This is a genomic window from Streptomyces corchorusii (assembly GCF_001514055.1).
GTDB classification, from domain to species: Bacteria; Actinomycetota; Actinomycetes; order Streptomycetales; family Streptomycetaceae; genus Streptomyces; species Streptomyces olivaceoviridis.
Genome location: NZ_KQ948373.1, coordinates 53581 through 78925 on the forward strand (window position 1 = coordinate 53581; position 25345 = coordinate 78925).

Here is a 25345-nt window from a genome sequence, read left to right on the forward strand (position 1 = left end):
CGCCCGTCGCACCCAGAGGAGACACCGATGAGCGCCCTGGCGTTGTCCGTGCTCCTGTCGGTCGTCTCCGCCCTGGCCTACGCGGGCGGAGCGATCGTGCAGGAGCAGGTCGCGGTGTCCTCCCCCGACAGCGGGTACCTGCCGCTGCGCCGGCCGGGCTGGTGGGGCGCGCTGGCGCTCAACGGTCTCGGCGGCGTGCTGCACGTCGTGGCGCTGGCCTACGGTCCGCTCAGCCTGGTCCAGCCGCTCGGCGCGCTGACCATCGTCTTCGCGCTGCCCATGGCGGCGCTGTGCGTCGGCCGCCGGGCCGGCGCGACCGCCTGGCGCGGCGCCCTCATGGCCACGGTGGGCCTCGCCGGTCTGCTCTCCCTGGTCGGCTCCTCCTCCGCGCACTCCCTCACCCCGGCCCAGCGGCTGGCGGTCGCGCTGGTCACCGGCGGGGCGGTGGTGGCGCTGATGTTCGCGGGCCTGGCCGCGCACCGGCATCCCGCCGTGCGCAGCGTGCTGCTCGCCACCGCCTCCGGCATCGCGTTCGGCATGTCGTCGGTGTTCACCAAGACCGTGGCCGTCGACTGGAGCCACGGCATCGCACTGGGCGACCTGCCCTCGCTCGCGGTGATCGTCCTGTTCTCGGTCGCCGGCGTCCTGCTGTCCCAGGCCTCCTACCGGGGCGGCGGCCTCGCCGCCCCGCTGGCCACGCTGACGGTGGTCAATCCGGTGCTGGCCGCCGCGGTCGGCATCCTGATGTTCGGCGAGACGTTCCGCTACGGCACCACGGGCACCGTGCTCGCCCTGGGCTGCGGGGTGGTGGCGGCGGGCGGACTGATCATGCTGACGACGGAACGGCTGACAGGCGAGCCGGCGCCGGCCTCGGCGACGGCCTGGGACGAGCCCGCGCCGGCCTCGGCAGCAGCCTGGGACGAGCCGGTGTCCGCTGTTCCGGCACCGGCCGTCCGGTCGTCGGCCGAGGTGCCCTCCGCGCAGGCCGTGCCGGTCGCCGAGGAGCCGACGCGAACCGGCGAGCCGGCGGCGCGGGGCGCCGAGGACGCGCGTCTCGCCATGCCGCACCAGCGCAAGGACGTGGGGGCGGGGGCGGAACGGGGCGGGCGCGCGGAGAGCGGCGCCGGGGTGGCCGGGCCGACGGCCCGCGCCGGGACGGCCGAGGCCGTGGTGCGCGCCAAGCCGATCGAGGCGACCCTGCACGCCGGGCCGATCGAGGCGACCCTGCACGCCGGGCCGGCCGAGCCGGTCGGTCACGGCGGGCCGGTCGAGCGGGCGGTCCGCGCCGCGGCGGCCGAGTCGGTCGTGTCCGGGCTGCTGGCGTCCGGGCCGGCCGGGAGCGGCGGGGCGGACACCGACGGGGCCGGGCCGATCGGCGACGCTGTGCTCCCGGCGTCGTACACCCCGCTGCCCGCGGGTGTCACCGTGCCCCTGCCGCTGCTGGACCGGCACCCGTGCCCGCGTCAGATCCTGACGCCGCCTGCCCGGAGGTAGGCGAGCGGGTCGACGTCCGAGCCGAATCCGGGCCCCGTCCGCACCTCGAAGTGCAGATGCGGGCCCGTGACGTTCCCGGTGGCGCCGGAGCGGCCGATGCGCTGGCCCGCGGTGACGCTCTGGCCGTCCCGCACGGCGATGGCCGACAGGTGGGCGTACTGGGTGTAGCGGCCGTCGGCGTGCCGGATCACGACCTGGTAGCCGTACGAGCCGCCCCAGCCCGCGGCCACCACGCGCCCGGCCGCCGCCGCCTTCACGGAGGTGCCGGTCGGCACGAGGAAGTCGATGCCGGTGTGGTAGCCCTTCGACCAGTGCGAGCCCGCCACGTGGTAGCCGGTGCCGACGGACGCGGTCACCGGGGCGACGAGCGCGTGCCGGGCCGGGGGCGTCGTGCGGTGGGTGGTGGGATGCTCCGAAGGGGCCTTCTTCTTCGGTGCCTTGGGGGGTGCGGAGCGGGTCGGGGTGCCGTTCAGGCTGAGCCGCTGCCCCGGAATGATCAGGTCGGGATCGGTGCCGATCGTGGCGCGGTTGCCCGCGTACAGCGTGCGCCAGCCGCCCGTCACGTGGTGGTCGCCGGCGATGCCGGAGAGGGTGTCGCCGTGCACCACGGTGTACATCTCGGCCCGGCCGGCCCGGGACTGCGGGGTGGTCTGCGGCTGCACGTCCCTGACGGAGCCGGAGTGCGCGGAACCGGTCTTCGCGGGGCGCGTGGTGCTGGTCTCGGTGTGCACGTCGGGGGCGGGTCCGCCCCGGGTCAGGGCGGCCCGCACCGAGCACACCGGCCAGGCGCCCGGCCCCTGCCCGTCGAGTACCTTCTCGGCGACGGCGATCTGCTCCGCCCTGGTGGCCAGGTCGGCGCGCGGCGCGAACCGGGCGCCGCCGTAGGCCTCCCAGGTGGACTGGGTGAACTGGAGCCCGCCGTAGTAGCCGTTGCCCGTGTTGACGCTCCAGTTGCCGCTGGACTCGCAGGCGGCGACCTTGTTCCAGGTGGCCGCGTCGGCGGCGTCCGCGGTGCCGGCGGCGACCAGCGGGAGCGCGAGGCCGGCGCCACCCGCCGTGACGGTGAGTGAGGCGCGGTTGATCCTGTTCGGCTGGTACCGGCGGTGCCGGCCGCGTACGGCCATGTCCGAAATCCCCTCGCCATGCGTCAGGAGCGGCAAAAGTAAGCGCCCCGAACAGGCCATGACAAGACAGGAAATCGGCCTCCCGTGCGGCCCAAGTGGCCGGGAACGGCCCCCGTTTGATCCAACGGGCCGGTCAGTGAGGCGGACGGCGGCTCCGCCGCGTACACATGCGTGGCGGGTCGGATGTGCGCTCGCCGTAGCGGCACGTCAGGATGGGCAAGGACCCGTACTGACGGAGCCGTAGTACACGAGGCAACCAGGGAGCAGGCGGTATGAGCACTTCAGCGCAGATCGGTGTCACGGGCCTCGCGGTCATGGGCCGCAACCTCGCGCGGAACTTCGCGCGCAACGGCTACACGGTCGCCGTGCACAACCGTACGGTGTCGCGGACGAAGGCGCTGGTCGAGGAGTTCGGGGACGAGGGCGACTTCGTCGGGGCCGAGACCGCCGAGGAGTTCGTGGCGGCCCTGGAGCGTCCGCGCCGGCTGGTCATCATGGTCAAGGCGGGCCAGCCGACGGACGCGGTGATCGAGGAGTTCGCCCCGCTGCTGGAGCCCGGCGACATGATCATCGACGGTGGCAACGCGCACTTCGCGGACACCCGGCGCCGGGAGCGGGAGCTGCGCGAGCGGGGCATCCACTTCGTCGGCACGGGCATCTCCGGCGGCGAGGAGGGCGCGCTGCACGGCCCGAGCATCATGCCGGGCGGTTCGAAGGAGTCGTACGGGTCGCTGGGTCCGATGCTGGAGAAGATCTCCGCGAAGGCGGAGGACGGCGCGCCGTGCGTGACGCACGTGGGCCCCGACGGTGCCGGGCACTTCGTGAAGATGGTCCACAACGGCATCGAGTACGCCGACATGCAGCTGATCGGCGAGGCGTACCAGCTGCTGCGCGACGTCGCCGGGTACGCGCCCGCGCAGATCGCGGACATCTTCCGCACCTGGAACACCGGCCGGCTGGACTCGTACCTGATCGAGATCACCGCCGAGGTGCTGTCCCACGTGGACGCGGCCACCGGCAAGCCGTTCGTGGACGTCGTGATGGACCAGGCCGAGCAGAAGGGCACCGGCCGCTGGACGGTGCAGATCGCGCTGGACCTGGGCGTTCCGGTGTCCGGCATCGCCGAGGCCGTCTTCGCCCGTTCGCTGTCCGGCCACGCGCCGCTGCGGGCCGCGTCGCGGGACCTGGCCGGCCCGAAGCCGTCCCCGCTGAGCGAGTCGGAGGCCGCCGCCTTCGCCGACCGGGTGGAGCAGGCGCTGTACGCGTCCAAGATCGTGTCGTACACGCAGGGCTTCCACGAGATCGCCGCGGGCAGCGAGGAGTACGGCTGGGACATCGACCTGGGCGCGGTGGCCTCGATCTGGCGGGGCGGCTGCATCATCCGGGCCGCGTTCCTGGACCGCATCCGCGCCGCCTACGACGCCCGGGCCGACCTGCCGAGCCTGCTGTCGGACGAGACGTTCGCCCGCGAGATCGCCGAGGCGCAGGACGACTGGCGGGAGGTGCTGGTCGCGGCGACCCGCCAGGGGGTGCCGACGCCGGGATTCGCGGCGGCGCTGGCGTACTACGACGCGCTGCGGGCCGAGCGGCTGCCGGCGGCGCTGACGCAGGGACAGCGGGACTTCTTCGGCGCCCACACGTACCGGCGGGTGGACCGGGAGGGCTCGTTCCACACGCTGTGGGGCGGGGACCGGAGCGAGGTGACCGCGTAGCGCGGTCCGGCTAGAGGGTCTCGGTCGCCTTCCGTCTCGGTCGCCTCGGCCGCCTCGACCGTCTTGCTCAGTTCGGTCGGGGCGCGGGTGCGGGTGCGGGTGCGGACGGGGCCTGGCTGGCCGCGCCCACGCGGCGCGGCTGACCCGCATCCGGATACCGCCCCGCGCCCCTCGGAGGAGCCCGGCGCCTCTCCTGTCCCAGGCGCCCGGCCCCTGCCGTGTCTCAGGTGAGCGGAGGCCCCGGCTCCGGGTTCGGCACGGGCTCCGGGCCCGGCGGGATGGGGGACGGGGACGGCTCCGGGGGGCCCGGGTGGGGCGGGGGCGGGCTCGGGTTGGGGCCCGGCGGGGGTGGCGTGGGCTGCGGGCCCGGTTCCGGTGTCGGGACCGGGCTCGGGTACGGATCCGGCGGGGTCGGGCCCGGACCCGGTGTCGGGCCCGGCGGTACCGGGTCGGGGTGCGGGTTCGTCATGCTGTCCTCCGGGCAGTCACGGGACGTCGCCTCTGGACTACTCCCCCGCCTACCCGACAGCCGCCCGGCCACTCACCCGACGGCAGCACCGAACGGGTCCGGGCGGGTGGCCGACGGGGGGTTGAGCGGGTGCTCGCTGGGAGGTGGCCGGGGGTGGGGGCACGCGGAGAGCCGTCCAGGGCGAGTGCACACGGGGAGATGGCCGGGGGCGGGTGCACGCGGAGAGCCGTCCAGGGCGAGTGCATGCGGAGAGGGGGCCAGGGGCGGGTGCACGCGGAGAGCCGTCCGGGGGGCGAGTGCACACGGGGACACGGCCAGGGGCGGGTGCACGCGGAGAGCCGTCCGGGGGCGGATGCTTACGGAGAGACAGCCCGATGGGCGCCCTCACATCCGGAACCGCCCCCTCGACCGACCGCACCCTCGAACCGGGCCCGAGGAGCGACGGCACCCTCGAACCGGTCCGGGTGGACCGCCGCTCGATCAGAAGCGGTCCGGGTGGGCGCGCAGCCAGTCCTTCGCGGCCGACAGCAGTCGGGGGTCGGCCGGCGGGGCCGCCTCGGGGTGGCGTTCGGCCCACTTCACGACGTACGGGCAGAGCGGGGCCACCGGGACGCCCTCGCGCTCGGCGAGGGCGTACAACTCACGGGCGAGCGATCCGGCGATGCCCTTGCCCTCGTGGGCGGGCTCGACAATCGTGTGGACGGGGACCAGGGCGCGCTCGGGCGCCTCCAGGACGAAGTACTCGATGCGACCGACGACTTCACCGTCGCCGACGGCCTCCAGACGGCCCGCCGCCCGGTCGTCGCGGATCTCGGTCTCGCTCATGGGCACGCACGCTCCTGTCCTGGTCAGCCGGTCAGGCCCCGACGGCCTGCGGGCTGCGCTGCTGGTCCGAGCCGGGCACCGGTTCGGACGGGTCGGCGCCGAGGGACACGATCCGGTTGCCGGCGTCGACGTGCACGACCCGGGGCCGCAGCGCGCGTGCCTCCGCGTCGGTGACCTGAGCGTAACTGATGATGATCACAAGGTCGCCGGGGTGGACGAGGTGGGCCGCGGCCCCGTTGATCCCGATGACCCCGGACCCGCGCTCACCCTCGATGACGTACGTCTCCAGCCGGGCGCCGTTGGTGACGTCCACGATGTGCACCAGTTCCCCGGGCAGCAGGTCGGCGGCGTCGAGGAGATCGGCGTCGATGGTCACCGATCCCACGTAGTGCAGGTCGGCCTGGGTGACGGTGGCTCGGTGGATCTTGGACTTGAACATGGTACGAAGCACGAAGAAACTCCCGATTCGTCTGCTCCCTGCCTGCTTTTTGCAGGTCAAGGGCGGTCTCCGGACCGTACAACGATTCGCATGTCTGGTCAGCTGTCCTCGGGTGTCTCAGGACTCACACTGACCCGTTGCTGACTTTCGTGATGCATCATCAGGCAGGCTGCGCCAGCGCGGGACGGCCACGGCCGTAAGGGGTCGACCCGGTGCCTCGGCGACGACAGTGCCCCCAGCCAGGGTGTTCGATTCCGCCGTCCTCGGCCGTCCAATGGGCCAGGACGTCTTCGTCCACCAAGGCCTTGGCAGCGCCGCCCTCATGATCAGCAGTGCTCCACGCCAGCGCCTCGCCCCAACCGTTGGCCAGCTCGTCGGCCCCTCCACGGTCTCTCACGTCACCACCTACCAGCCCCTGAGCCGCCGCAGGCTACAGCCTCGCCCCGATATTGCTTGCAGTGGATCACGGCCTTGCGCCCCGGGCTGCAACGCCCGTGGTGCCATGTTGCTCGGCGACCCTGTCCCAACCTTGTGCCGGCTCTGCGGCGTGGACGGTATAGGCGCCCGGGAGCCTGTTAGAGGTCCTAACAAAGGCGTTGGACGTGGCGGTGGATGATCAGGCATGTGGCGAGGCCGAGGAAGGCTTCGTGGATGTCGTCGCGTCGTTCCCACCGAATCCGCAGGCGGCGAAAGCCCTGCAGCCAGGCGATCGACCCTCGGCTTCTCCGGGGCCGACGGCGCTCCCCCGTCGCCTCCGGGCCGAGATCTCCTCCGTGCGGGGATCGTCCGTCGCAGCGTCTCCATCGGTGTCGCGCGCCTTTGCCCAGGCCCTCAGCACAGCCGTCTGTCGTGCACCGAGTCATGCCAGCCGGGCGACGCCGTCAACCGCTCTGGAGGGCACGTATCCGTCGGCGTTCGCGTAGCGCAGCAGCGGCGCTTCCACCAGGTCGACACCGAGGAACGCATTTTCCCAACGAATCCGTGCAACCTTTTCCACATCCGGAGAGTCCGCGTCTACATGTAGACGACGTGCGTGTACATGTACACGCACGTCCTGGACATGCAGGCCCAACTCGCGCCAACTCGTGCCGCAGTCGGTCTCGCTCGACCTGACCGAGCCCCAGGGTTTGCACGTTCTACGCAAAGACCGACTCGGGCACGACGCTGTTCACAACGGCACGCCCTCAACCGGACAGCAGCTCCCCCACAGCGACCCTCAGGCCGGGCGCGGCCACTTCGCCGACGATTCGATCCTGCACACCACCCACCCCCGCCCACTTCACGGTGGGCTAGGTAATGCGTTGACGATGTCAACGTATTGAATATCTATGAAATAACGTCATCTTCGTGTACTGTAACAACGGCCTCACTATCCGTTCTGACACCATGGACTGTGCGGCAGCAGATCAGGGGGCGCGTTCCGGTTCGGAACCGCAAGAACGCGAGCAGTAGGTAGAGGAGCGGCAGTGAGCCACGAGCTCGTCGACGGCAGATTCCGTATCGGGCGCGTCATCGGCAGGGGCAACATGGGGGAGGTCCACCAAGCCGAGGACCTGCGCGCTCCCGAGGGCTCACCGGAGCGCACCGTCGCCGTGAAGACGATCCTGCGCCGCCGCACCGGGGGCCGGATCGACACCGGCGGCGACACCAAGGCCGTGGAGCGCTTCGCTCGCGAAGTGGGGATCATGCGGCATCTGGACCACCACCCCAACCTCGCCCGGCTCATCGAGGGCGGCATCGCCGCGGACCGCGACGATCTGCCCTACCTGGCGATGGAGTTGCTGGACGGCGAGTCGCTGCGCGACCTCATCGAGGAGGAGCCGCAGCTCCCGATCCCGTGGGTCGCTGCCATCGGCGCGCAGATCGCTGCCGGCCTCGCCGCCGCGCACGCGAAGGGCGTGGTCCACCGGGACCTGAAGCCCGCCAACGTCATGCTCACGCGGGGCGGCACCGTCAAGGTGCTCGACTTCGGCATGGGCAGCATCGTCGACGACCCGGACCAGACCCGCCTGACCAGCACGGGCGTCAGCGTGGGCACGGCCCGCTACATGGCGCCGGAACAGTGCCAGGCCAAGCAGGTGACCCAGGCCGCCGACCTCTACGCCCTGGGCTGCCTGCTGTACGAGATGCTCGTCGGCGTCCCTCCGTTCACGAGCGAGTCGGCGTACGAACTCGCCGAGCGGCACGTCCACCAGGAGCCCAGCCCCGTCCGCGCGATCCGCGGCGAAACCCCCGCCGAGCTCGCGCGCCTCGTCGACCGCCTGCTGGCCAAGGACCCGGCGAACCGCCCGGCAGACGCCGTGACCGTACGGGACGCCCTGCTCCCCCTCGCCGTACCGTCGGACGACACCAGCCTCGTCCCCACCTGGAGCGGGCAGGACCCGACGCTCCCCCTGCGCGAGGCCACCCCGGCCCCGGCGCCCGTCGCCCCGCAGCAGCCCGCCCTGGTGACCGGTTCCGGCGCCGGCATGGATGTCTTCGGCGTCCACCAGGCGCTGATCCGGGATTACCGCTCCTTCACGGAGGGCGGCACCGTCATCCGCGACGAGCGCATCAAGGCGTACGTCGAGAAGGACCTCGACGACAAGTCCCAGTGGCCGAACCCCTGGCTTTCGCTCAACCCGTTCTTCCAGGGCGGCGGCACCGTGGTCGAGCTCGCCCAGCAGAAGGTGCTGCACCCCGAGTGCGCCCGTATCTTCCAGGCGAAGAAGACCGAGGGCGGCACCGTCTGCGACGGCCGGCCGCTGCTCCTGCACCGGCACCAGCGCGACGCCATCGACGCCGCCGCGTCCGGGGCGTCGTACGTCCTGACGACCGGCACCGGGTCCGGCAAGTCGCTCTCGTACATCGTCCCGATCGTGGACAAGGTGCTGCGCCAGCGCGACGAGGAGGGCCCGAACGCAGCTAAGCGAGTGCGGGTGATCATCGTGTATCCGATGAACGCGCTCGCCAACAGCCAGCTGCGCGAACTGGAGAAGTACCTGCGCGACGGCTACGGCGCGGGCCGTGAGCCGGTCACCTTCGCCCGCTACACGGGCCAGGAGGACGACGCGAAGCGCAAGGAGATCCGCGACAACCCGCCGGACATCCTGCTCACCAACTACGTGATGCTGGAGCTGATGCTGACCCGCCCGGCCGACCGGGCGAGCCTCATCAAGATGGCGCGGGGCCTGGAGTTCCTCGTCTTCGACGAACTGCACACCTACCGCGGCCGTCAGGGCGCCGACGTCGCCCTGCTGATCCGCCGGGTCCGCGACGCCTGCCGGGCGGAGGACCTCCAGTGCATCGGCACGTCGGCCACCATGTCCACGGAGGGCACGCTGGAGGACCAGCGGCAGGTGGTCGCCGGTGTGGCGAGCACGCTGTTCGGTACGACGGTCCGGCCCGAGCACGTCATCGGCGAGACCCTGGTCCGGGCGACCGGCGAGGCGCCCGCCACCGTACCCGCCGAACGCCTCACCTCACCCGCCCCGCGCGCCTACGACGACCTGGCGCAGGACCCCCTGGCCCGCTGGATCGAGGACCGCTTCGGCCTCGTCGAGGACGACGCCACGGGCCGCCTCGTACGCCGGCCGCCGACGCAGATCGAGGTCGCGGCGCGCGAGTTGCACGAGACGTCGGGCGTCGCGGAGGAGCTGTGCGCGGAGGCGATCCGCGCCACCCTGGAAGCCGGCTCCCAGGCACTCAACCCGCGCAACGAACGGCCGCTGTTCGCGTTCCGCCTGCACCAGTTCCTCTCCAAGGGCGACACGGTCTACGTCACCCTGGAGAACAAGTCCGTCCGCCACCTCACTCGTTCCTACCAGCTCGAACAGCCGGGCAGCGGAGGCAAGTTGCTGATGCCTCTGGCCTTCTGCCGGGAGTGCGGCCAGGAATACCTGACGGTGTGGCGCTCCGAGAAGGACGGTGAGGTGCGCTACGAGGCCCGCCGCGACACCTCGGCGACCGGCGGCAGGCAGGGGGACGGCTATCTGTACGTGGACCACGAGCGTGAGTGGCCGTCCAACGTCCAGTACGCCGTCGACGACCGCCGACTGCCCGAGTCCTGGTTGGAGTTGGACGACAAGGGCCAAGAGGTCGTCAAGCGCGCGTACCGCGACCGCGTCCCGAAGTCCGTCACCGTCGACCCGTTCGGCCGAGAAGGCCGGGGCAGCCAGGGCGGCGAGCTGAAGGCCGCGTTCATCCCCTCTCCCTTCCTCTTCTGTCTGCACTGTGGTGTGGCGTACGAGCAGACGCGCGGCCGGGACTTCGCCAAGCTGGCCACGCTGGACCAGGAGGGCCGTTCGTCGGCGACCTCCCTGGTCTCGGCGTCGATCGTGCGCTCGCTGAAGTCGGTGCCGGAGGAGGCGCTGGACAAGGAGGCGCGCAAGCTCCTCACGTTCGTCGACAACCGGCAGGACGCCTCCCTCCAGGCGGGCCACTTCAACGACTTCGTGCAGATCACCCAGTTGCGCGGCGCCCTGTACCGGGCGGCCCAGGACGTCGGCGAGGAGGGCCTGCACCACGAGGAGCTGGCCTCCGCCGTGACCAACGCGCTCGCCGTCTCCCCCGTCGACTACACCGGCGAGTCCGACCTGCCCCCGTCCCTGGCCCGCAACGCGGCCCGCACCCTGCGGGACGTGATCGCCTTCCGGCTCTACCTCGACCTGGAGCGCGGCTGGCGTATCACCATGCCCAACCTGGAGCAGACCGGCCTGCTGGAGATCGACTACGAGGACCTGGACTGGATCGCCGCCAAGCAGGACCGCTGGGAGGGCACCCACCAGGCGCTGCGGGACGCCGACCCGGCACTGCGGGCCGAGGTGATGAGGGCGCTGCTGGACGAGATGCGCCGCTCGCTGGCCATCGACGTGTCGTACTTCCGCGACGACACCTTCGAATCCCTGCAGCGGGCGAGCGAGGAACGGCTCGTGGACCCGTGGATCCTGTCCGCCGCCGACAAGCCCCGCGTCGGCACCGCCTACCCGCACCCGTCCCGGCCGGGCATGGACCGCGCGAGTCTGTTCCTGTCTGCACGCGGCAAATACGGCAAGTACCTCAAGCGCACCGACCGCACCTTCCGGGACCTCGACCAGGACGACCTCCAGCTGATCATCACGGAGCTGCTGAAGGTGCTGACCAAGGCGGGCCTGGTGAAGGAGGTGGAAGCAGCGCCGCAGCGGGCCGGCCGCTTCCGCCGGACGTCGTCCGTCACCACGACCGGGTACCGGGTGGCCGCCCAGTCGCTGGTGTGGCGCGCCGGCAAGGGCGAGTCGGGCGCGCACGACCCGCTGACCCGCACCTACCAGAGCGGCGACGGCCCGCGCATCAACACGTTCTTCCTCAAGCTGTACCGGGAGACCGCCGACGCCCTGTCCGGCCTGTACGCCCGCGAGCACACCGCGCAGGTGTCCCCGGAGGACCGGGAGGCACGTGAAGAGGCCTTCCGCAAGGCCGAGTTGAAGCTGCTGTACTGCTCCCCCACCATGGAGCTGGGCGTCGACATCTCCTCACTCAACGCGGTGATGATGCGCAACGTGCCGCCGACGCCCGCCAATTACGCCCAGCGTTCGGGCCGCGCGGGCCGCAGCGGTCAGCCCGCCCTGGTGACGACGTACTGCGCGACCGGCAACAGCCACGACCAGTACTACTTCCGCCGCTCCGAGCGCATGGTGGCGGGCGCGGTCGCCCCGCCGCGCCTGGACCTCGCCAACGAGGACCTGGTCCTCTCCCACCTCCAGGGCATCTGGATCGCCGAGGCAGGCCTGCGCCTGGGCCGCTCCCTGCCCGAGGTGCTCGACGTGTCGTACCCGGACACGGGCGACCGCCCGAACCCCGCCCTGCACCTGCTGCCCGACATCCGGGACGCCGCCCACGACGACGGCGCCCAGCGACGCACGGTCGCCGCGGCCCTGCGGGTCCTCGGCCCGCTGTTCAGGGACTTCACCGAGACCACGTGGTGGCACGACGACTGGATCGACGACAAGGTCCGCACCGTCGCAGAACGCTTCGACCGCGCCTTCGACCGCTGGCGCAGCCTGTTCCGCGCCGCGCTCGACGACCAGTACGTGCAGAACAAGCGCCGCCTCGACTACAGCCTCACCGAGGGCGACCGCAACCGGGCCAACGCCCGCCGCCGCGAGGCCGAGACGCAGCTCAACCTGCTGATGAACGAGAGCGTCGACAGCAAGTCGGTCCTCTCCGACTTCAACCCGTACCGCTACCTGGCCTCCGAGGGCTTCCTGCCCGGCTACAGCTTCCCCCGCCTGCCGCTGGCCGCGTACATCCCGACGATCGGCCGCCGCCGCGGCGACGGCGACTACCTCCAGCGCCCCCGCTTCCTCGCCATTCGCGAGTTCGGCCCCGGTTCGCTGATCTACCACGAGGGCGCCCGCTATCAGGTGACCCGCATCCAGCTGCCCCCGGACTCCTCCGGCGAGCTGACCACGGGCGAGGCGCGCCGCTGCGCGAACTGCGGCTACCACCACGAGCCCAAGGAGCGCGAGGACCGCTGCGGTTTCTGCAACGAGACGCTGGGCGCGGCGACGTACGGCCTCCTCCACCTGCACACCGTGTACACCACGCGCCGGGAGCGGATCTCCTCGGACGAGGAGGAGCGGCGCCGGGCCGGTTTCCGACTGGAGACGTCGTACCGCTTCCACGACCACGGCGTCCGCAAGGGCCGCCTGAACGCCACGGTCGCCGACGCGGCGGGACAGCTCGCTCAGATCGCGTACGGCGACTCCGCGACCGTCCGCATCACCAACACCGGCCGGGTACGCGCCCGTACGGACGAGCCACCGGGCTACTGGCTGGACCTGGCCGACGGCCGCTGGATGAACGACAAGGACGCGGCCGAGGCGTCCGGCGACTCCAGCGAGCTGCCGATCGTGGACGCGGACGGTAACGAGCGGCGCCGTAAGAAGCGGGTCATCCCGTTCGTGGAGGACCGCCGCAACATCCTCGTCGTCACCCTCGACGAGGCGCTGCCCGAGCCGGTCGCGCTCACGCTCATGTACGCGCTGGAGCGGGGCATTGAGGCGGAGTTCGAGCTGGAGGACGCCGAACTGTCCAGCGAGCTGCTGCCGCCGGACGACGGCCCGAGGCGCCGCATCCTGTTCATGGAGGCCGCGGAGGGCGGCGCCGGCGTACTGCGCCGCCTCCAGGCGGAGGACGACGCCCTCGCCAAGGCGGCCCGACGCGCGCTGGAGATCTGCCACTTCTCCGAGGACGGCAAGGACGAGGGCGGCGAGGCACACCGCCCGGGACGCGCCTGCGCGCTCGGCTGCTACGACTGCCTCCTCACGTACGGCAACCAGCTCGACCACGCCCAGATCAACCGGCACACGGTGGCGGCCCTGCTGGTGCGGTTCGCGTCGGCGGCGGCGAGCCGTGAGGCGCGGGGCGAGTCCCGCTCGGAGCAGTTCCGGCGACTCATGGCCGAAACCCCAGCCGATCCCACGCCGGTCGAGGCATCGGCGTCCGAACTCGCCGCACAGGGCGACTTCCTGGGCTGGGTGAAGGCGTGCGGGCTGCGCCTCCCGGACGAGAAGGACGTCTTCCTGACGGAGGCGAACGCGGCACCGGACTTCGTGTACCGGCTGCCGGGCGCCAACGTCGCCGTGTTCGTCGACGGCCCCTCGGGCGCGGAGGAGAGCGCGCTGCGTGACGCCGACGCGGAGGAGCGCCTCTTCGACGCCACCTGGGACGTCGTCCGCTTCCCGCACGGCGCCGACTGGGCTGCCATCGCCGCCGCCCATTCCCGCTACTTCGGCTCACCCGCCAAGACCAACTGACGCACCGGCCGGACGAAGAGGATTTGACGATCGATATGGCATTCACGTTCTCCGCCGGATCCCTGGTGAAGGCCCGTGGCCGCGAGTGGGTGGTACTCCCCGAGAGCGAGCCCGACCTGCTCGTCCTGCGCCCACTGGGCGGCTCGGACGACGACATCGCGGCGGTGTTCCCGTTCGAGCCGGTGGAGGAGGCCCGTTTCGCGCCGCCGGAGCCGACCGACCTCGGCGACCAGCGGGCGGCAGGGCTGTTGCGTACGGCGCTGCGGGTCGGCTTCCGCTCCGGGGCGGGCCCGTTCCGCTCCCTTGCCGGGATCGCGGTGGAGCCGCGCGCGTACCAGCTCGTACCGCTGCTGATGGCCCTGCGCCAGAGGACGGTCCGCATGCTGATCTCGGACGACGTCGGTATCGGCAAGACGATCGAGGCGGGCCTGGTCGCGAGCGAGATGCTGGCGCAGGGCGAGGCGAGCGGCCTGGCGGTGCTCTGCTCCCCGGCCCTGGCCGAACAGTGGCAGCAGGAGCTGCGCGGCAAGTTCGGCATCGACGCGGAGCTGGTGCTGGCGTCGACCGTGTCACGGCTGGAGCGCGGCCTGGACCTCGGCCAGTCCCTCTTCGACAAGTACCCGAACGTCATCGTCTCGACGGACTTCATCAAGTCCCCGCGCCACCGCGACGACTTCGTACGCCACTGCCCCGACCTGGTGATCGTCGACGAGGCGCACACCTGCGTGGCGGCCGACGACACGTCGACGAGCGCACAGAGCCAGCTGCGGTACGAGCTGCTGCGCCGGGTGGCGGAAGACGCGGAACGGCACCTGCTGCTGGTCACGGCGACCCCGCACAGCGGCAAGGAGTCGGCGTTCCGGAACCTGCTCGGGCTGGTCAAGCCGGAGCTGGCGCACGTGAACCTGGAGTCGGAGGCGGGCAGGAAGCTGCTCGCCCAGCACTTCGTGGCCCGCAAGCGGGCGGACGTACGCCAGTACCTGACGAAGGAGGACGGCCTGGCGGACGACTCCCTCGCCGAGCGCACAGCCTTCCCTTCGGACCGCTTCTTCAAGGACGAGACGTACAAGCTGTCCCCCGAGTACCGGGCCCTGCTGGACGACGCGATCGCGTACGCGAGTGAGCGGGTCGAGGAGGCCGGCGACCAGGGCAAGCGGGAGGCCCGTATCGCCTGGTGGTCGGCGATCGCGCTGCTGCGTTCGCTGGTGTCGTCGCCGAGGGCGGCGGCCCAGACCCTGACGACGCGCTCGGCGGCGGCGATCGCGGCTTCGGCGGAGGAGGCCGACAAGCTGGGCGCCCCGCTGAACAGCGACGCCGCGGACAGCGACGCCATGGAGGGCATGGACGTGGCGCCGGGCGCGGAGACGACGGCGGGCTCCCCGCTGGCCGAACTCGCGAAGCTGGCCACGCAGTTGGAGGGCCCGGAGAAGGACCTCAAGCTGAAGGCGCTGATCAAACACCTCAAGGCGCTGCTGGCGGACGGCTACAACCCGATCGTCTTCTGCCGCTACATCCCGACGGCGAAGTACCTGGCCGAGCATCTGGCGAACGACCCGGAGACGAAGAAGCGCGGCCCGCTGGGCGCCAAGACGGTGGTCAAGGCGGTGACGGGTGAACTGTCCCCGCAGCAACGCATCGAGCGGATCGAGGAGTTGGCCACGGAGGCCGGCGAGGACGCGGCGGCCCGCCGGGTCCTGATCGCGACGGACTGCCTGTCGGAGGGCGTCAACCTCCAGCACTACTTCGACGCGGTCGTCCACTACGACCTCGCCTGGAACCCCACCCGCCACGACCAGCGCGAGGGCCGCGTCGACCGCTACGGCCAGCGCCGCGACGAGGTCCGCGTCATCACGCTCTACGGCGACGACAACGGCATCGACGGCAAGGTCCTGGAGGTGCTCATCAAGAAGCACCGCCAGATCAAGAAGGACCTCGGCATCTCGGTCTCCGTCCCGGACGAACTGTCGACGGGCGTGACCGACGCCATCGTGGAGTGGCTGCTGATGCGCGGCCGGGAGAACGAGGACGCCCTCTTCAGCGCGGACGCGTTCAGGGTGAGCACCGAGAAGCTGGACAGCGACTGGAACTCGGCGGCGGAGCGCGAGCGGGCGTCCCGTTCCCGTTTCGCGCAGCGCTCGATCCACCCGGAGGAGGTGGCCCGGGAGGTCGCCTCGATCCGTGAGGCGTTGGGTGGTGCGGGCGAGATCAGGACCTTCGTACGGGAGTCACTGGGCGCCCTGAACGCGGTGCTGCGCGGCGCGGACGGCGAGTCCGGGGACTTCACGGCCCAGGTGGGCGGCACACCGGCGGGCCTGCGGGACGCGCTTGCGCCGGTGGTGGGCGCGGAGGTCGTCGAGAAGGACCGGGAGATCCCGTTCCGCAGCGATCCGGCGGTGGCGCGGGGCGAGGCAGCCCTGGTCCGTACAGACCCGGTGGTGGGTGCGTTGGCATCGCATGTCCTCAACGCCGCGCTGGACACACAGGCGGAGGGTGCGCGCCCGGCGCGACGGTGCGGTGTGATCACGACAGATGCGGTGAGCACGAGGACGACGTTGCTGCTGGTGCGGTACCGCTTCCACCTCACGCTGCCGTCGCGGAGTGGAGAGCGGCAGTTGGTGGCGGAGGACGCGCGGCTGCTGGCCTTCGAGGGGGCGCCGAGGAATGCGGTGTGGCTGCCGCCGGAGCGGGCGGTGGGCCTGCTGGACGCGACGGCGTCGGGCAACACGGACCCGCACTTCGGGGAGCGGACAATGACGCGAATCCTGGACCAACTTCCCGATGTGAACGACCACTTGGAGACGTACGGCGATGAGCTGGCGGCCGAGCTGGACGCGGCCCACCGCCGGGTGCGGGCCGCGTCCGGGGAGATCGTCCGGGGTCTGTCGGTGACGGCCCAGAAGCCGGCCGACATCCTTGGCGCCTACGTCTACCTGCCCGCCGCTGCTTCCGTGCCCGCTTCCGTTCCCGCTGGAGTGTCCGCCTGATGTCCGCCACCACTCGCAACCAGGTGTTCACGGCCGTCCACACGGTGGGCGGTCTGCTGCCGGCCGACATGCTGGTACGGATCTCCGAGGGCAAGGTCACCAAGGACCTCAAGGGCCTCGGCCCCGCTGACTACCGCATCCCCGGCTCCCGTTCCGTACGCGACGAGGCCGAGCGACACTGGGACAACCTCAAATCGCTCTGGCGTGAGCTGCGCGAGAAACTGCCGGCCGCCCCGGAGGCGTCCGTGCCCCCCGACAGCACCGGCTACGCCCAGGCCAACTGGGTGGAGCCCCTATTCGAGGCGCTCGGCTTCGGTCACCTCACCGCGGTCGGCGCGACGGGCATCGCGGCGGACGACGGCACGAAGACGTTCCCTGTCAGCCACCGCCGCGACGACACCCTCGTCCACGTCACCGCCTGGAACACCTCGCTCAACAAGCACCAGGGCGCCGGCTCCCCCGCCCCGCAGTCCCTGCTCCAGGAGGCCCTCAACCGCACCGACGCCCACCTGTGGGCTCTGCTCACCAACGGCCGCCAGTTGCGGCTGCTGCGCGACTCCAACGCGCTGGCCACGGCCTCGTACGTCGAGTTCGACTTGGAAGCGATCTTCGACGGTGAGCTGTTCAGCGAGTTCGTGATCATGTACCGGCTGCTGCACGCCTCTCGGTTCGAGGCCCGTGACGGCGGCACCCAGTGGACGTGCTGGCTGGAGGTGTGGCGCGACGCCGCCCTGCGCCTGGGCGCCCGCTTCCTCGACGACATCGGGGAGGGCGTACGCCTCGCGATCAGGGAGCTGGGCACGGGCTTCCTCCGGCACCCCGCCAACACGGCCCTCCGCGAGAACTTCGACCGCCACACCTACCACGCGGCGCTGCTCCGCCTGGTCTACCGCCTGCTGTTCGTCTTCGTCGCCGAGGACCGCGACGCTCTCCACCCGCCCTCCGCGACCCCGGAGGCCCGCGACCGCTACGCCAAGTACTTCTCGACGGCCCGGCTGCGCGAACAGTCCCGCCGCCGCAGAGGCACCTCGCACGCGGACCGCTGGGAGGCCCTCCGCCTGGTCCTGTCCGCCCTGGGCGACGAGGCCGGCCGGCCGGAACTGGGCCTCCCCGGACTCGGCGGCCTCTTCGACGCCACGGAGGCCGACGAGCCACTGCGTGGCCTCACCCTCTCGAACGAGCACCTCATGGCCGCCATACGGCACCTCGCGGTCGTCCGCGACACCGAGGCCAAGCGCTGGCGGACCGTCGACTACCGCACCCTCGACGCTGAGGAACTCGGTGCCATCTACGAGTCGCTGCTCGCCCTCGTCCCCGAGTACAGCGCGACCGACCGCACCTTCGAGCTCGCGATCCGCGCGGGCAACGAACGCAAGAAGACCGGCTCGTACTACACCCCGAGTTCGCTGGTCGACGTACTGCTCGATTCCACGCTCGACCCGGTCATCGACGAGGCGCAGCGGCGCGGTGAGCGGGCGGTTGCGGAGGCGGGACGGTCCGACGCCCGGGAAGACATCGTCTCCGAACTGCTGTCGCTGACCGTGTGCGACCCGGCCTGCGGTTCCGGCCACTTCCTGGTGGCCGCCGCACGTCGTATCGCCAAGCGGGTGGCGGCGGTTCGCGAGCGCACACCTGAGCCCCCGCCGGAGAAGGTCCGGCACGCGCTGCACGAGGTCATCGCCCGCTGCGTGTACGGGGTGGACCTGAACCCGATGGCTGTCGAGCTGGCCAAGGTGTCGCTCTGGATGGAGGCGCTGGAGCCGGGGAAGGCTCTGGGCTTCCTGGACGCCCACGTGAAGCTGGGCAACGGGCTGATCGGAGCCACGCCCGCGCTGCTTCGGGGCGGGATTCCGGAGCAGGCGTTCAAGGTCGTCGAGGGTGACGACAAGTCGGTGGCCAACGACTGGCTCAAGCGCAACAAGCTGGAGCACGAGGGCGTCTACACGCTGGACGCGGCCCTCGACGACCAGGTGAGCGTCACCAACGACGCGTTCGCGGCCGAGCTGCGTGACGTCGTGGAGAAGGACGACGACCCCACGGCGAAGCTGGGCCGGGTCCGGGCGCTCGCCGAGCGGTATCGGACGTGGCAGGAGTCCCCCGCGTACCTCAACGCCCTGCACATCGCGGATGCGTGGTGTGCCGCGTTCATGTGGGAAAAGACGGAGGACGCGCCCGCGCCGGTGACGCAACGCGTCTTTCTGTCACTTCAGAGTGCGGAGAGCGAGGGTGCGCTGCAGGAGACCCACCAGGAGATCGTGCGGCTCAGCCGGGAGTACCGGTTCTTCCACTGGCATCTGGAGTTTCCAGATGTTTTCAACGTGCCTGACGATTCGTCGGCGACGGTGGGGGTAGATCCGGTTACGGGGTGGGCCGGGGGGTTCGATTGTGTGTTGGGGAATCCACCGTGGGACAAGGTCGACTTCAAGGATCAGGAGTACTTCAGCATCGTTGAGCCGTCGCTGGCCAAATTGTCGGGCCACAAACGCCGGGCGGAAATCATCGAGTGGAGCCGTGAGAATCCGGTCGAGGCTGAGCGCTACCAAGCTGCACGGCGCCGAGTGAAGTCCTCATTCCACTTCCTCGGGGCATCTGGTGCCTACCCGCAGCTTCGCAAGGGGCTTGCGGTCAAGGGGGTCAACTCACTTCAGACCGACCAGCTGTTCACCGAGCGATTCGTGTCCATCACCGCGCCCGAGGGACGGTGCGGGACGGTGGTGCCGACCCAGATCGCCACGGGTGCGGGGGCACAGTTCCTGTTCCAGGATCTGTCGCGCCGAGGTGCGGTAAAGCATCTGTACGACTTTGAGAATGGCAAGCGGGAGAAGCTGTTCCCAGCCGTGCATGCTAGCTACCAGTTCGCGCTCGTATCCCTTACGGGCCGCGGGCGGGTCGAGCCAGCCGCGCAGTTCGCTTTCTTCCTCGGGCACCCAGATGAACTCGCCGACGGGAAGGCCGTATTCGCGCTGTCGCCGGAGGAGATCCTTCTCATCAACCCGAACACCGGAACGCTCCCGGTGTTCCGCACCCGTCGGGACGCTGACCTCACCGCTGCCATTCAGCGCCGAGTGCCGGTATTGGTGAACGATCAGAGCGCGCAAGGCAACCCGTGGCACCTGGTCTTCAAGCAGTTCATCAACCTCACGGACGACTCGGACCTTTTCCGTGACCGCTCAGAGTTGGAATCAGAAGGGTGGCTTCTGGACGGAAACGTCTTCGTTCAAGGCCGCGAGCGCATGCTGCCACTCTATGACGCAAAGATGGCTCACCTCTTCGACCACCGCTGGAACAGCTATTACGGGCTCGGCAATGACGACTACGAGCGTGTGCCGCCGGAGTCAAAGAAAGACCCGGACGAAGTGGCGCAACCGCGGCAATGGATCCAGGACACCGGCGTCATCCCAACCACTCGGAACGGCAGACCCACCGAGGCCGCCGGCGTCGATCAGCGCCTCAAGGACGTGGCGTGGAACCGGGGTTGGTTGATGGGCTGGCGCCGAGTGGCTCGCGTCACCGATGAGCGCACGGCGATCCCTGCGTTCCTCCCTCGTGTAGGTGTGGGCAACACGTTCCCGTTGATGTTCCCAAGCGTTTCCGCTGAACTTTGCGCGGCACTCGTGGGAGCCCAAAGTTCCCTGGTCTTCGACTATGTAGCACGCCAGAAAGTTGCTGGCATCGACGCCGGTCTGAGGACCTGGAAGCAGCTCCCCGTTCCTCACCCCGACGACCTGGCCCGCCACACTCGTTTCCTCACCCACCGCATCCTCGAACTTATCTATCCCTCCTGGGACATGAAGCCCCTCGCCAAAGACCTCGGCGACACCGGCGCCCCCTTCACCTGGAACGAGGACCGCCGAGCCCAGCTCCGCGCCGAGCTTGACGCGTACTTCCTCCACCTCTACGGAGTGAACCGAGAGGACGCCGACTACATCCTGGAGTCCTTCCAGACTGAGAACGGCGGCCTCAAGAACAACGAGATCGCCAAGTACGGCGAGTACCGCACCAAGCGCCTGGTCCTCGCCGAGTACGACCGCATGGCCTCGGCCGGACTCACCATGGAGAACCCCCTCGTGGACGGCGAGACCTACACGTCCACGCTCACCCCTCCCCCGGGCCACGGCCCCCGCCACGAAAGAGCCGGAGAGTGACGAGTCCGCCGCCGGCCGGCGGGCCGGGGCGGCCGGTGTCGGGGGCGCGGGCCGAGGCGGTCGCGCGGGAGCGGGAGCGGCTGAGGGTGCTCAGAGAGCGCCGGGAGGCGCAGAGCGCGGATGCGGGGGTCGACGGGTTCACCGTACGCAGGTGGCGGAAGGTGGGAGTGTTCGGAGCACAGGCGGTACTGCAGGCCCTCGCTCTGCTCCAACAGCTCGCCCCCCTCGCACAGGACGCGACGCATGACGCCCTGGCCGACGCCCTGCGCAACGAACCGGACGACCGGCTACTGCCCGCTGTGCGGACCGTCCTCGAACGGGCAGACCCAGCCACAATCGCCGCGACGCTCACGGCGATCCACGCAGGCGGCTTCCTGTGGCTGTCCGAGGTCGGGGAGCAACGGCTCGCCGCCCTGATAGAGGGCGACGACACGCTCGCCGTCTCTGGGAGCGAGGACCCCTACGGTGCTTTCGCCCTTCTCAGTGCGTTCGCGACGGATGGTACGGCCGCCTTTCCCCCTCGAATGCTGCCGCGTGTGCTTCCCTGGATACCCCTGAGCGCCCTCGACGACCTCATCGACGCCGGGGTGGTAGGCCCCGAGCACCAGCCCTGGCAGTACCGGGCCGAGAAGACGGAGCACGCGTACCTCATAGCCCGGCTGGTACCCGAGCAGGTAACCACCGAGCAGGCAGCTGCACTGGAGTGGACGGCCCCGCAGCGGCGACGCGCGTTCCTCGCCGGTGGCGAGCCCCTGCCCTCCGTCGGCGACGTCTACGACCTCTTGGAGCGAGTTGCCGACGGTGACGCCTCGGTGGTGAAGGAGCTCGAAGGGATGCTGCCCCGCGATCTGGTGCTCCGGCTGCGCCGGCTCCTGGACGGGGCCGATGTCGGCAACTGGGACCGTGACCTTTGGGAAGACAGGGGGTTGTGGCGATTCATTTTCTCTCTGTGGGAGCCCAAGGCAGCCGTCAACCCGTCGCGTTCGCCCCTGCATGCGCTCATGGCCCTGCGTCAGGCCTACGACCTGCTGTGCCTGAACGACCTCACCCGTGCGTCGTCCCAGATAGACAAGCTGGTGTCGTTCGAGACCGCTGAGCCGGCCTACCGAGCCGAGGCCCTCAACTTCCATGCGTACACACTGTTGCTCCGGGAGGAACTGAACGCGGCGGCCGTCGTCCTCAAGGGGATCAGTGGATCGCATGAGCTGGCCGAGTCCAACCTCCGCATGGTCGAGCAGCGTCGGGCGGTTCCCCGCAACGACAGACCGGCGGCGTCCAACCCCTACCTGGATCTCGGCCTGCCGCACGGCGCGCCGAGCTGGGAGAGCCGGTACCGGGACCTCCGCAGGGAGCATGTGCACGACGTGGACATGAGCGCGCGGCTCAACAGCGCGATGAAACGCATCAGAGACGCCGAGCGCGACGAGGACTGGTCCGGCTTCTTCGTGCTGCCTCTCGACCTGGACGTGTTCGAGCTTCCGGACGAGGTGCCCGTCACGCTGGTCCCGCCTTTGGCCCCGCTGACCAGGCGCACGACGCCTCGCTCCCCCGACAGTCTGGCGCTCGTCCGGCAGCGGGCGGTGGCGGATCTGCTGCCGCACCTGCTCAACGCGCCCCGGCGCCCCGATCGCAACGCAAGGATGCACACACAGTGAAAAAGGTGCCCCGCAGCCAGCGGAAGACCACGGCGGCCCCCAAGCGGGTCACCCCCAAGGGGAACAACGGCCTCAAACATCGTCGGGAGAAGCGGCGGGCGGCGGCCGACGTCCCCCAGGACTCCCCGCGCACCTACCGCCCCGAGGAACTGCTCAGCCCTCCCATGCTCCTCTCCCGTTTCACCGAGCGGGCGACCGACCTTCTGACCACTCTCCCGGAAGAGGAGCGCCCCACTCAGGCCGCTGTGACGGCTGCCTTGCGTCAGGCCGTTCTGGAGGCCTTTCGCTCGCGGGAGGAGTACGTGGCCCGGATGGTCGAGATCGACCTGCTCGCCGGCGCGCCCAACCAGAGTGCCAGTTCGCTTCGGAAGGGCATCCGTACCGCCTTGCTGGACCAAGGCGTACGGTGCGTGGACGCGCCCGACGGCGAACGTGAACTCTTCGTGGTGGTGGAAGGCGACGGTGAGGCGTTCGAGGTGTTGCGTCCGGCCTACGTCGACCAGGCCACCGGCAAGCTGGTGCTCTCCGGACAGCTGCGTCGCCTGCCTGGGTCAGACGGAGGAAACCACTCTGCCGGGGACGAGGCGACGAACGGGGAGGGCATGTGACCGCCACCGGGATCGACTTTGGGACCACCAACTCCGTGGTGGCCCAGTGGCTGGGCAATGAGGCTGACGTACTACTGCTGGACGCCCACCACATCGACGCCGACTGGCGCCATCCAGGCTTCGAATACCTCTTCCCGTCGGTGGTGGGCATGAGTTCGCTGCGCCGGGGAGCGTTGTTCGGCTGGGAGGCCAAGCTCCGCTCCGAAGAGGCGGCCGAGGCCTGCAAGCGACTCCTCAAGAGCGACGAGTACGTCAGAATCCAGGACCGCAGATTCGCGGCCACGACGGTGGCCGCCGGTGTTTTCCAGGCCATGCGGAAGGGCGCGGAGCACAACCTCACCGCCATCGACCAGGCCGTGATCACCGTCCCCGCGAACGCCACGGGAGCCGCGCGCTATCGCACCCGCGCCGCCGCGCAGTTCGCGGGCATCAATGTCCTGGCGCTGCTCAACGAGCCGACGGCAGCCGCGATCTCGTACGCGCACGACCTACGAAATGACCTAGATGAGCTGAAGAAGGACCCCACCATCCTGGTCTTCGACTGGGGCGGCGGAACGATCGACGTCACCGTGCTCGACTACCAGGACGGGTTCTTCGAGGAGCTTGCGTCACGGGGTGTGACCGAGCTGGGCGGTCTGGAGATCGACCGTCGTCTGCGTGACCTCATCCTTGAACGGGCTCCGGCGCGATCGTTGTGGACGCCCGCGCAAGAGCGGCAGTTCGGACTGGACGTGGAGCGGAGCAAGATCCGCCTGTCCTCCGAAGACTCCGTCACGGTCAGGACTCCGGACGGTGACACCGTCGAGGTGTGGCAGGAGGAGCTGGAGGAAGCCATCACCGACCTTGTGGACCGCGCTCTCGCGCCGATCCAGCAGTGCCTCACCGACCTGCACATGGCGCCTCTGGACGTGGACGCGGTGCTGATGATCGGCGGTACGAGCCAGATCCCGAGCGTCCGGGCGGCGGTCGCCGAGGTCATGCAGCAGGAGCCCGTCGAGGTCGATCTCTGCGATCCCATGACGGCGGTTGCCCGCGGCGCTTCCATCGCGGCAGCTGTGCTGTCGGGGGAGGTTGACGGCGTGATCCAGGTGGCGACGAGCCATGCCCTGGGCACAGTCGTCAAGGACGACGCCGGACAGAAGAAGTTCAGTCAGATCATTCCGCGCAACTCGCCGCTGCCGTGGAAGGAGCGCAAGAACTACACGCCGCGCCTGGACAACGCCAGCAGTCTCGCCGTGGAGATCTGGGAGGGTGACCCGGACCGGCCCCTGGATCACCCCGACAACGTAAAGCTGACAGACCTCCGACTCACCTATCGGGACCCCCGGGCTCGTGAGGACTCCCGCTTCCTGCTGGAGTACACGTACGACACGAACGGGCTCCTGCACGTCAAGGCAACCCTTGAACGCACCGGCGAAGAGGTGCTGAATGAGGAGATCAAGAGTTTCAGTTCTGGTGGTCCGACGCCGGCAGTGCGCAAGGAACTCGATGATCTGCTCGCGGGCAACACCGTCACCAGGCCGCTGGCGGCGCAGCCCCGGAAGCAAGCCACGGGTTCGGCACCCGCAGTGCTCGTGGTGGACGGCTCCAACCTGGCGTGGATCGGCAGGTCACCGCGGCGACCTGGTGTGTACGACAGCGGCGACCGGCCGTCCTTCGCCCAACTGCTGTCCGCCCGTGACGCCCTGACTTCGCGGTATCCCGACGCCGTACTCCACGTTGTCGTCGACGCCACGTTCAGACACAAGGTGGCGGAGGGAGAACGCGCGGCAGTGGACTCTGCGCTCAGCAAAGGGGACCTCATCCAGCCTCCGGCCGGAACCGAGGGCAAGGGCGACGCTCTTGTCACAGCGATCGCGGAGGATACCGGCGGGACCGTCGTCACCAACGACAACTATGTCGAGTTGCAGAACAGATATCCCTGGCTGCGGGACAAGGAACGGGTGCTCGGAGTCACCCTGTCGAAAGGCATGTGGGTTTTCACACCGCGCACCTGCGTGCCGCCTCGCCACCAGATCGTACGAGCGGAGGTGCCTCCGCAGTCGAGGGCCCTGATTCCCCCGAGCTCTGGTCCCCTCCCCGAGTTCAGATACCACCGCCCTCACGAGGAGTAGT

At 70.2% G+C, this 25345-nt stretch carries 12 protein-coding genes and 1 pseudogene; 8 read left to right on the forward strand and 5 right to left on the reverse strand.

Features of this window, described 5'->3' with window-relative positions; genetic code table 11:
* Nucleotides 1–27 precede the first annotated feature (27 nt).
* Nucleotides 28–1494, forward strand: a complete 1467-nt coding sequence (locus AQJ11_RS39490) for a DMT family transporter (protein ID WP_059266590.1) — start codon at nucleotides 28–30, stop codon at nucleotides 1492–1494.
* Here the strand turns inward: AQJ11_RS39490 and AQJ11_RS39495 are convergent.
* A complete protein-coding gene (locus tag AQJ11_RS39495; RefSeq protein ID WP_059266591.1) occupies nucleotides 1464–2618 on the reverse strand; it encodes a transglycosylase family protein in 1155 nt (384 codons plus the stop codon). The genes AQJ11_RS39490 and AQJ11_RS39495 overlap by 31 nt on opposite strands.
* A 272-nt stretch (nucleotides 2619–2890) precedes the next feature.
* Here AQJ11_RS39495 and gndA point away from each other — a divergent pair, with 272 nt between their 5' ends.
* Complete coding sequence (gndA, locus tag AQJ11_RS39500; RefSeq protein WP_014676384.1) at nucleotides 2891–4330, forward strand: NADP-dependent phosphogluconate dehydrogenase; 1440 nt, start codon at nucleotides 2891–2893, stop codon at nucleotides 4328–4330.
* A gap of 949 nt (nucleotides 4331–5279) precedes the next feature.
* Here the strand turns inward: gndA and AQJ11_RS39505 are convergent.
* From AQJ11_RS39505 to AQJ11_RS49510, 4 genes and pseudogenes are all read right to left on the reverse strand, one after another.
* Nucleotides 5280–5624, reverse strand: coding sequence for a GNAT family N-acetyltransferase (locus tag AQJ11_RS39505; RefSeq protein ID WP_058083042.1), 345 nt, complete (start codon nucleotides 5622–5624; stop codon nucleotides 5280–5282).
* 31 nt (nucleotides 5625–5655) lie between these two features.
* On the reverse strand, nucleotides 5656–6075 hold the full coding sequence (panD, locus tag AQJ11_RS39510; RefSeq protein ID WP_014676382.1) for an aspartate 1-decarboxylase: 420 nt from the start codon (nucleotides 6073–6075) through the stop codon (nucleotides 5656–5658).
* A gap of 572 nt (nucleotides 6076–6647) precedes the next feature.
* Nucleotides 6648–6776: pseudogene (locus AQJ11_RS47435) on the reverse strand (IS5/IS1182 family transposase); the annotation flags it as partial.
* A 146-nt stretch (nucleotides 6777–6922) separates the two neighbouring features.
* Entirely contained in the window at nucleotides 6923–7060 is a 138-nt protein-coding gene (locus AQJ11_RS49510; RefSeq protein WP_159061784.1) for a hypothetical protein, read from the reverse strand.
* A 469-nt stretch (nucleotides 7061–7529) separates the two neighbouring features.
* On the opposite strand from AQJ11_RS49510, the gene AQJ11_RS39515 reads away from it, so the two are divergent.
* The 6 genes from AQJ11_RS39515 to AQJ11_RS39540 all read left to right on the forward strand — a co-directional run bounded on the left by AQJ11_RS39515 (nucleotide 7530) and on the right by AQJ11_RS39540 (nucleotide 25344).
* Nucleotides 7530–13838 (forward strand): protein kinase domain-containing protein, encoded by a 6309-nt coding sequence (locus AQJ11_RS39515; protein ID WP_059266592.1) that lies wholly within the window; start codon nucleotides 7530–7532, stop codon nucleotides 13836–13838.
* A 35-nt stretch (nucleotides 13839–13873) separates the two neighbouring features.
* Nucleotides 13874–16822 carry a helicase-related protein gene (locus AQJ11_RS39520; protein ID WP_059266593.1) on the forward strand — a complete coding sequence of 983 codons (2949 nt, stop codon included), beginning with the start codon at nucleotides 13874–13876 and terminating at the stop codon, nucleotides 16820–16822.
* A gap of 44 nt (nucleotides 16823–16866) precedes the next feature.
* Entirely contained in the window at nucleotides 16867–20967 is a 4101-nt protein-coding gene (locus AQJ11_RS39525; protein WP_425265020.1) for an Eco57I restriction-modification methylase domain-containing protein, read from the forward strand.
* Nucleotides 20968–21134: 167 nt separating this feature from the next.
* The gene (locus AQJ11_RS39530; protein ID WP_159061785.1) at nucleotides 21135–22622 is read left to right on the forward strand and encodes a hypothetical protein; all 1488 of its coding nucleotides are present in this window, start codon (nucleotides 21135–21137) and stop codon (nucleotides 22620–22622) included.
* Complete coding sequence (locus AQJ11_RS39535) at nucleotides 22619–23230, forward strand: hypothetical protein (protein WP_059266596.1); 612 nt, start codon at nucleotides 22619–22621, stop codon at nucleotides 23228–23230. Before AQJ11_RS39530 ends, AQJ11_RS39535 begins: the two co-directional genes overlap by 4 nt.
* Nucleotides 23227–25344, forward strand: a complete 2118-nt coding sequence (locus tag AQJ11_RS39540) for an Hsp70 family protein (RefSeq protein ID WP_059266597.1) — start codon at nucleotides 23227–23229, stop codon at nucleotides 25342–25344. The genes AQJ11_RS39535 and AQJ11_RS39540 overlap by 4 nt, the downstream gene beginning before the upstream one ends.
* The last annotated feature ends 1 nt before the right edge of the window (nucleotide 25345 follow it).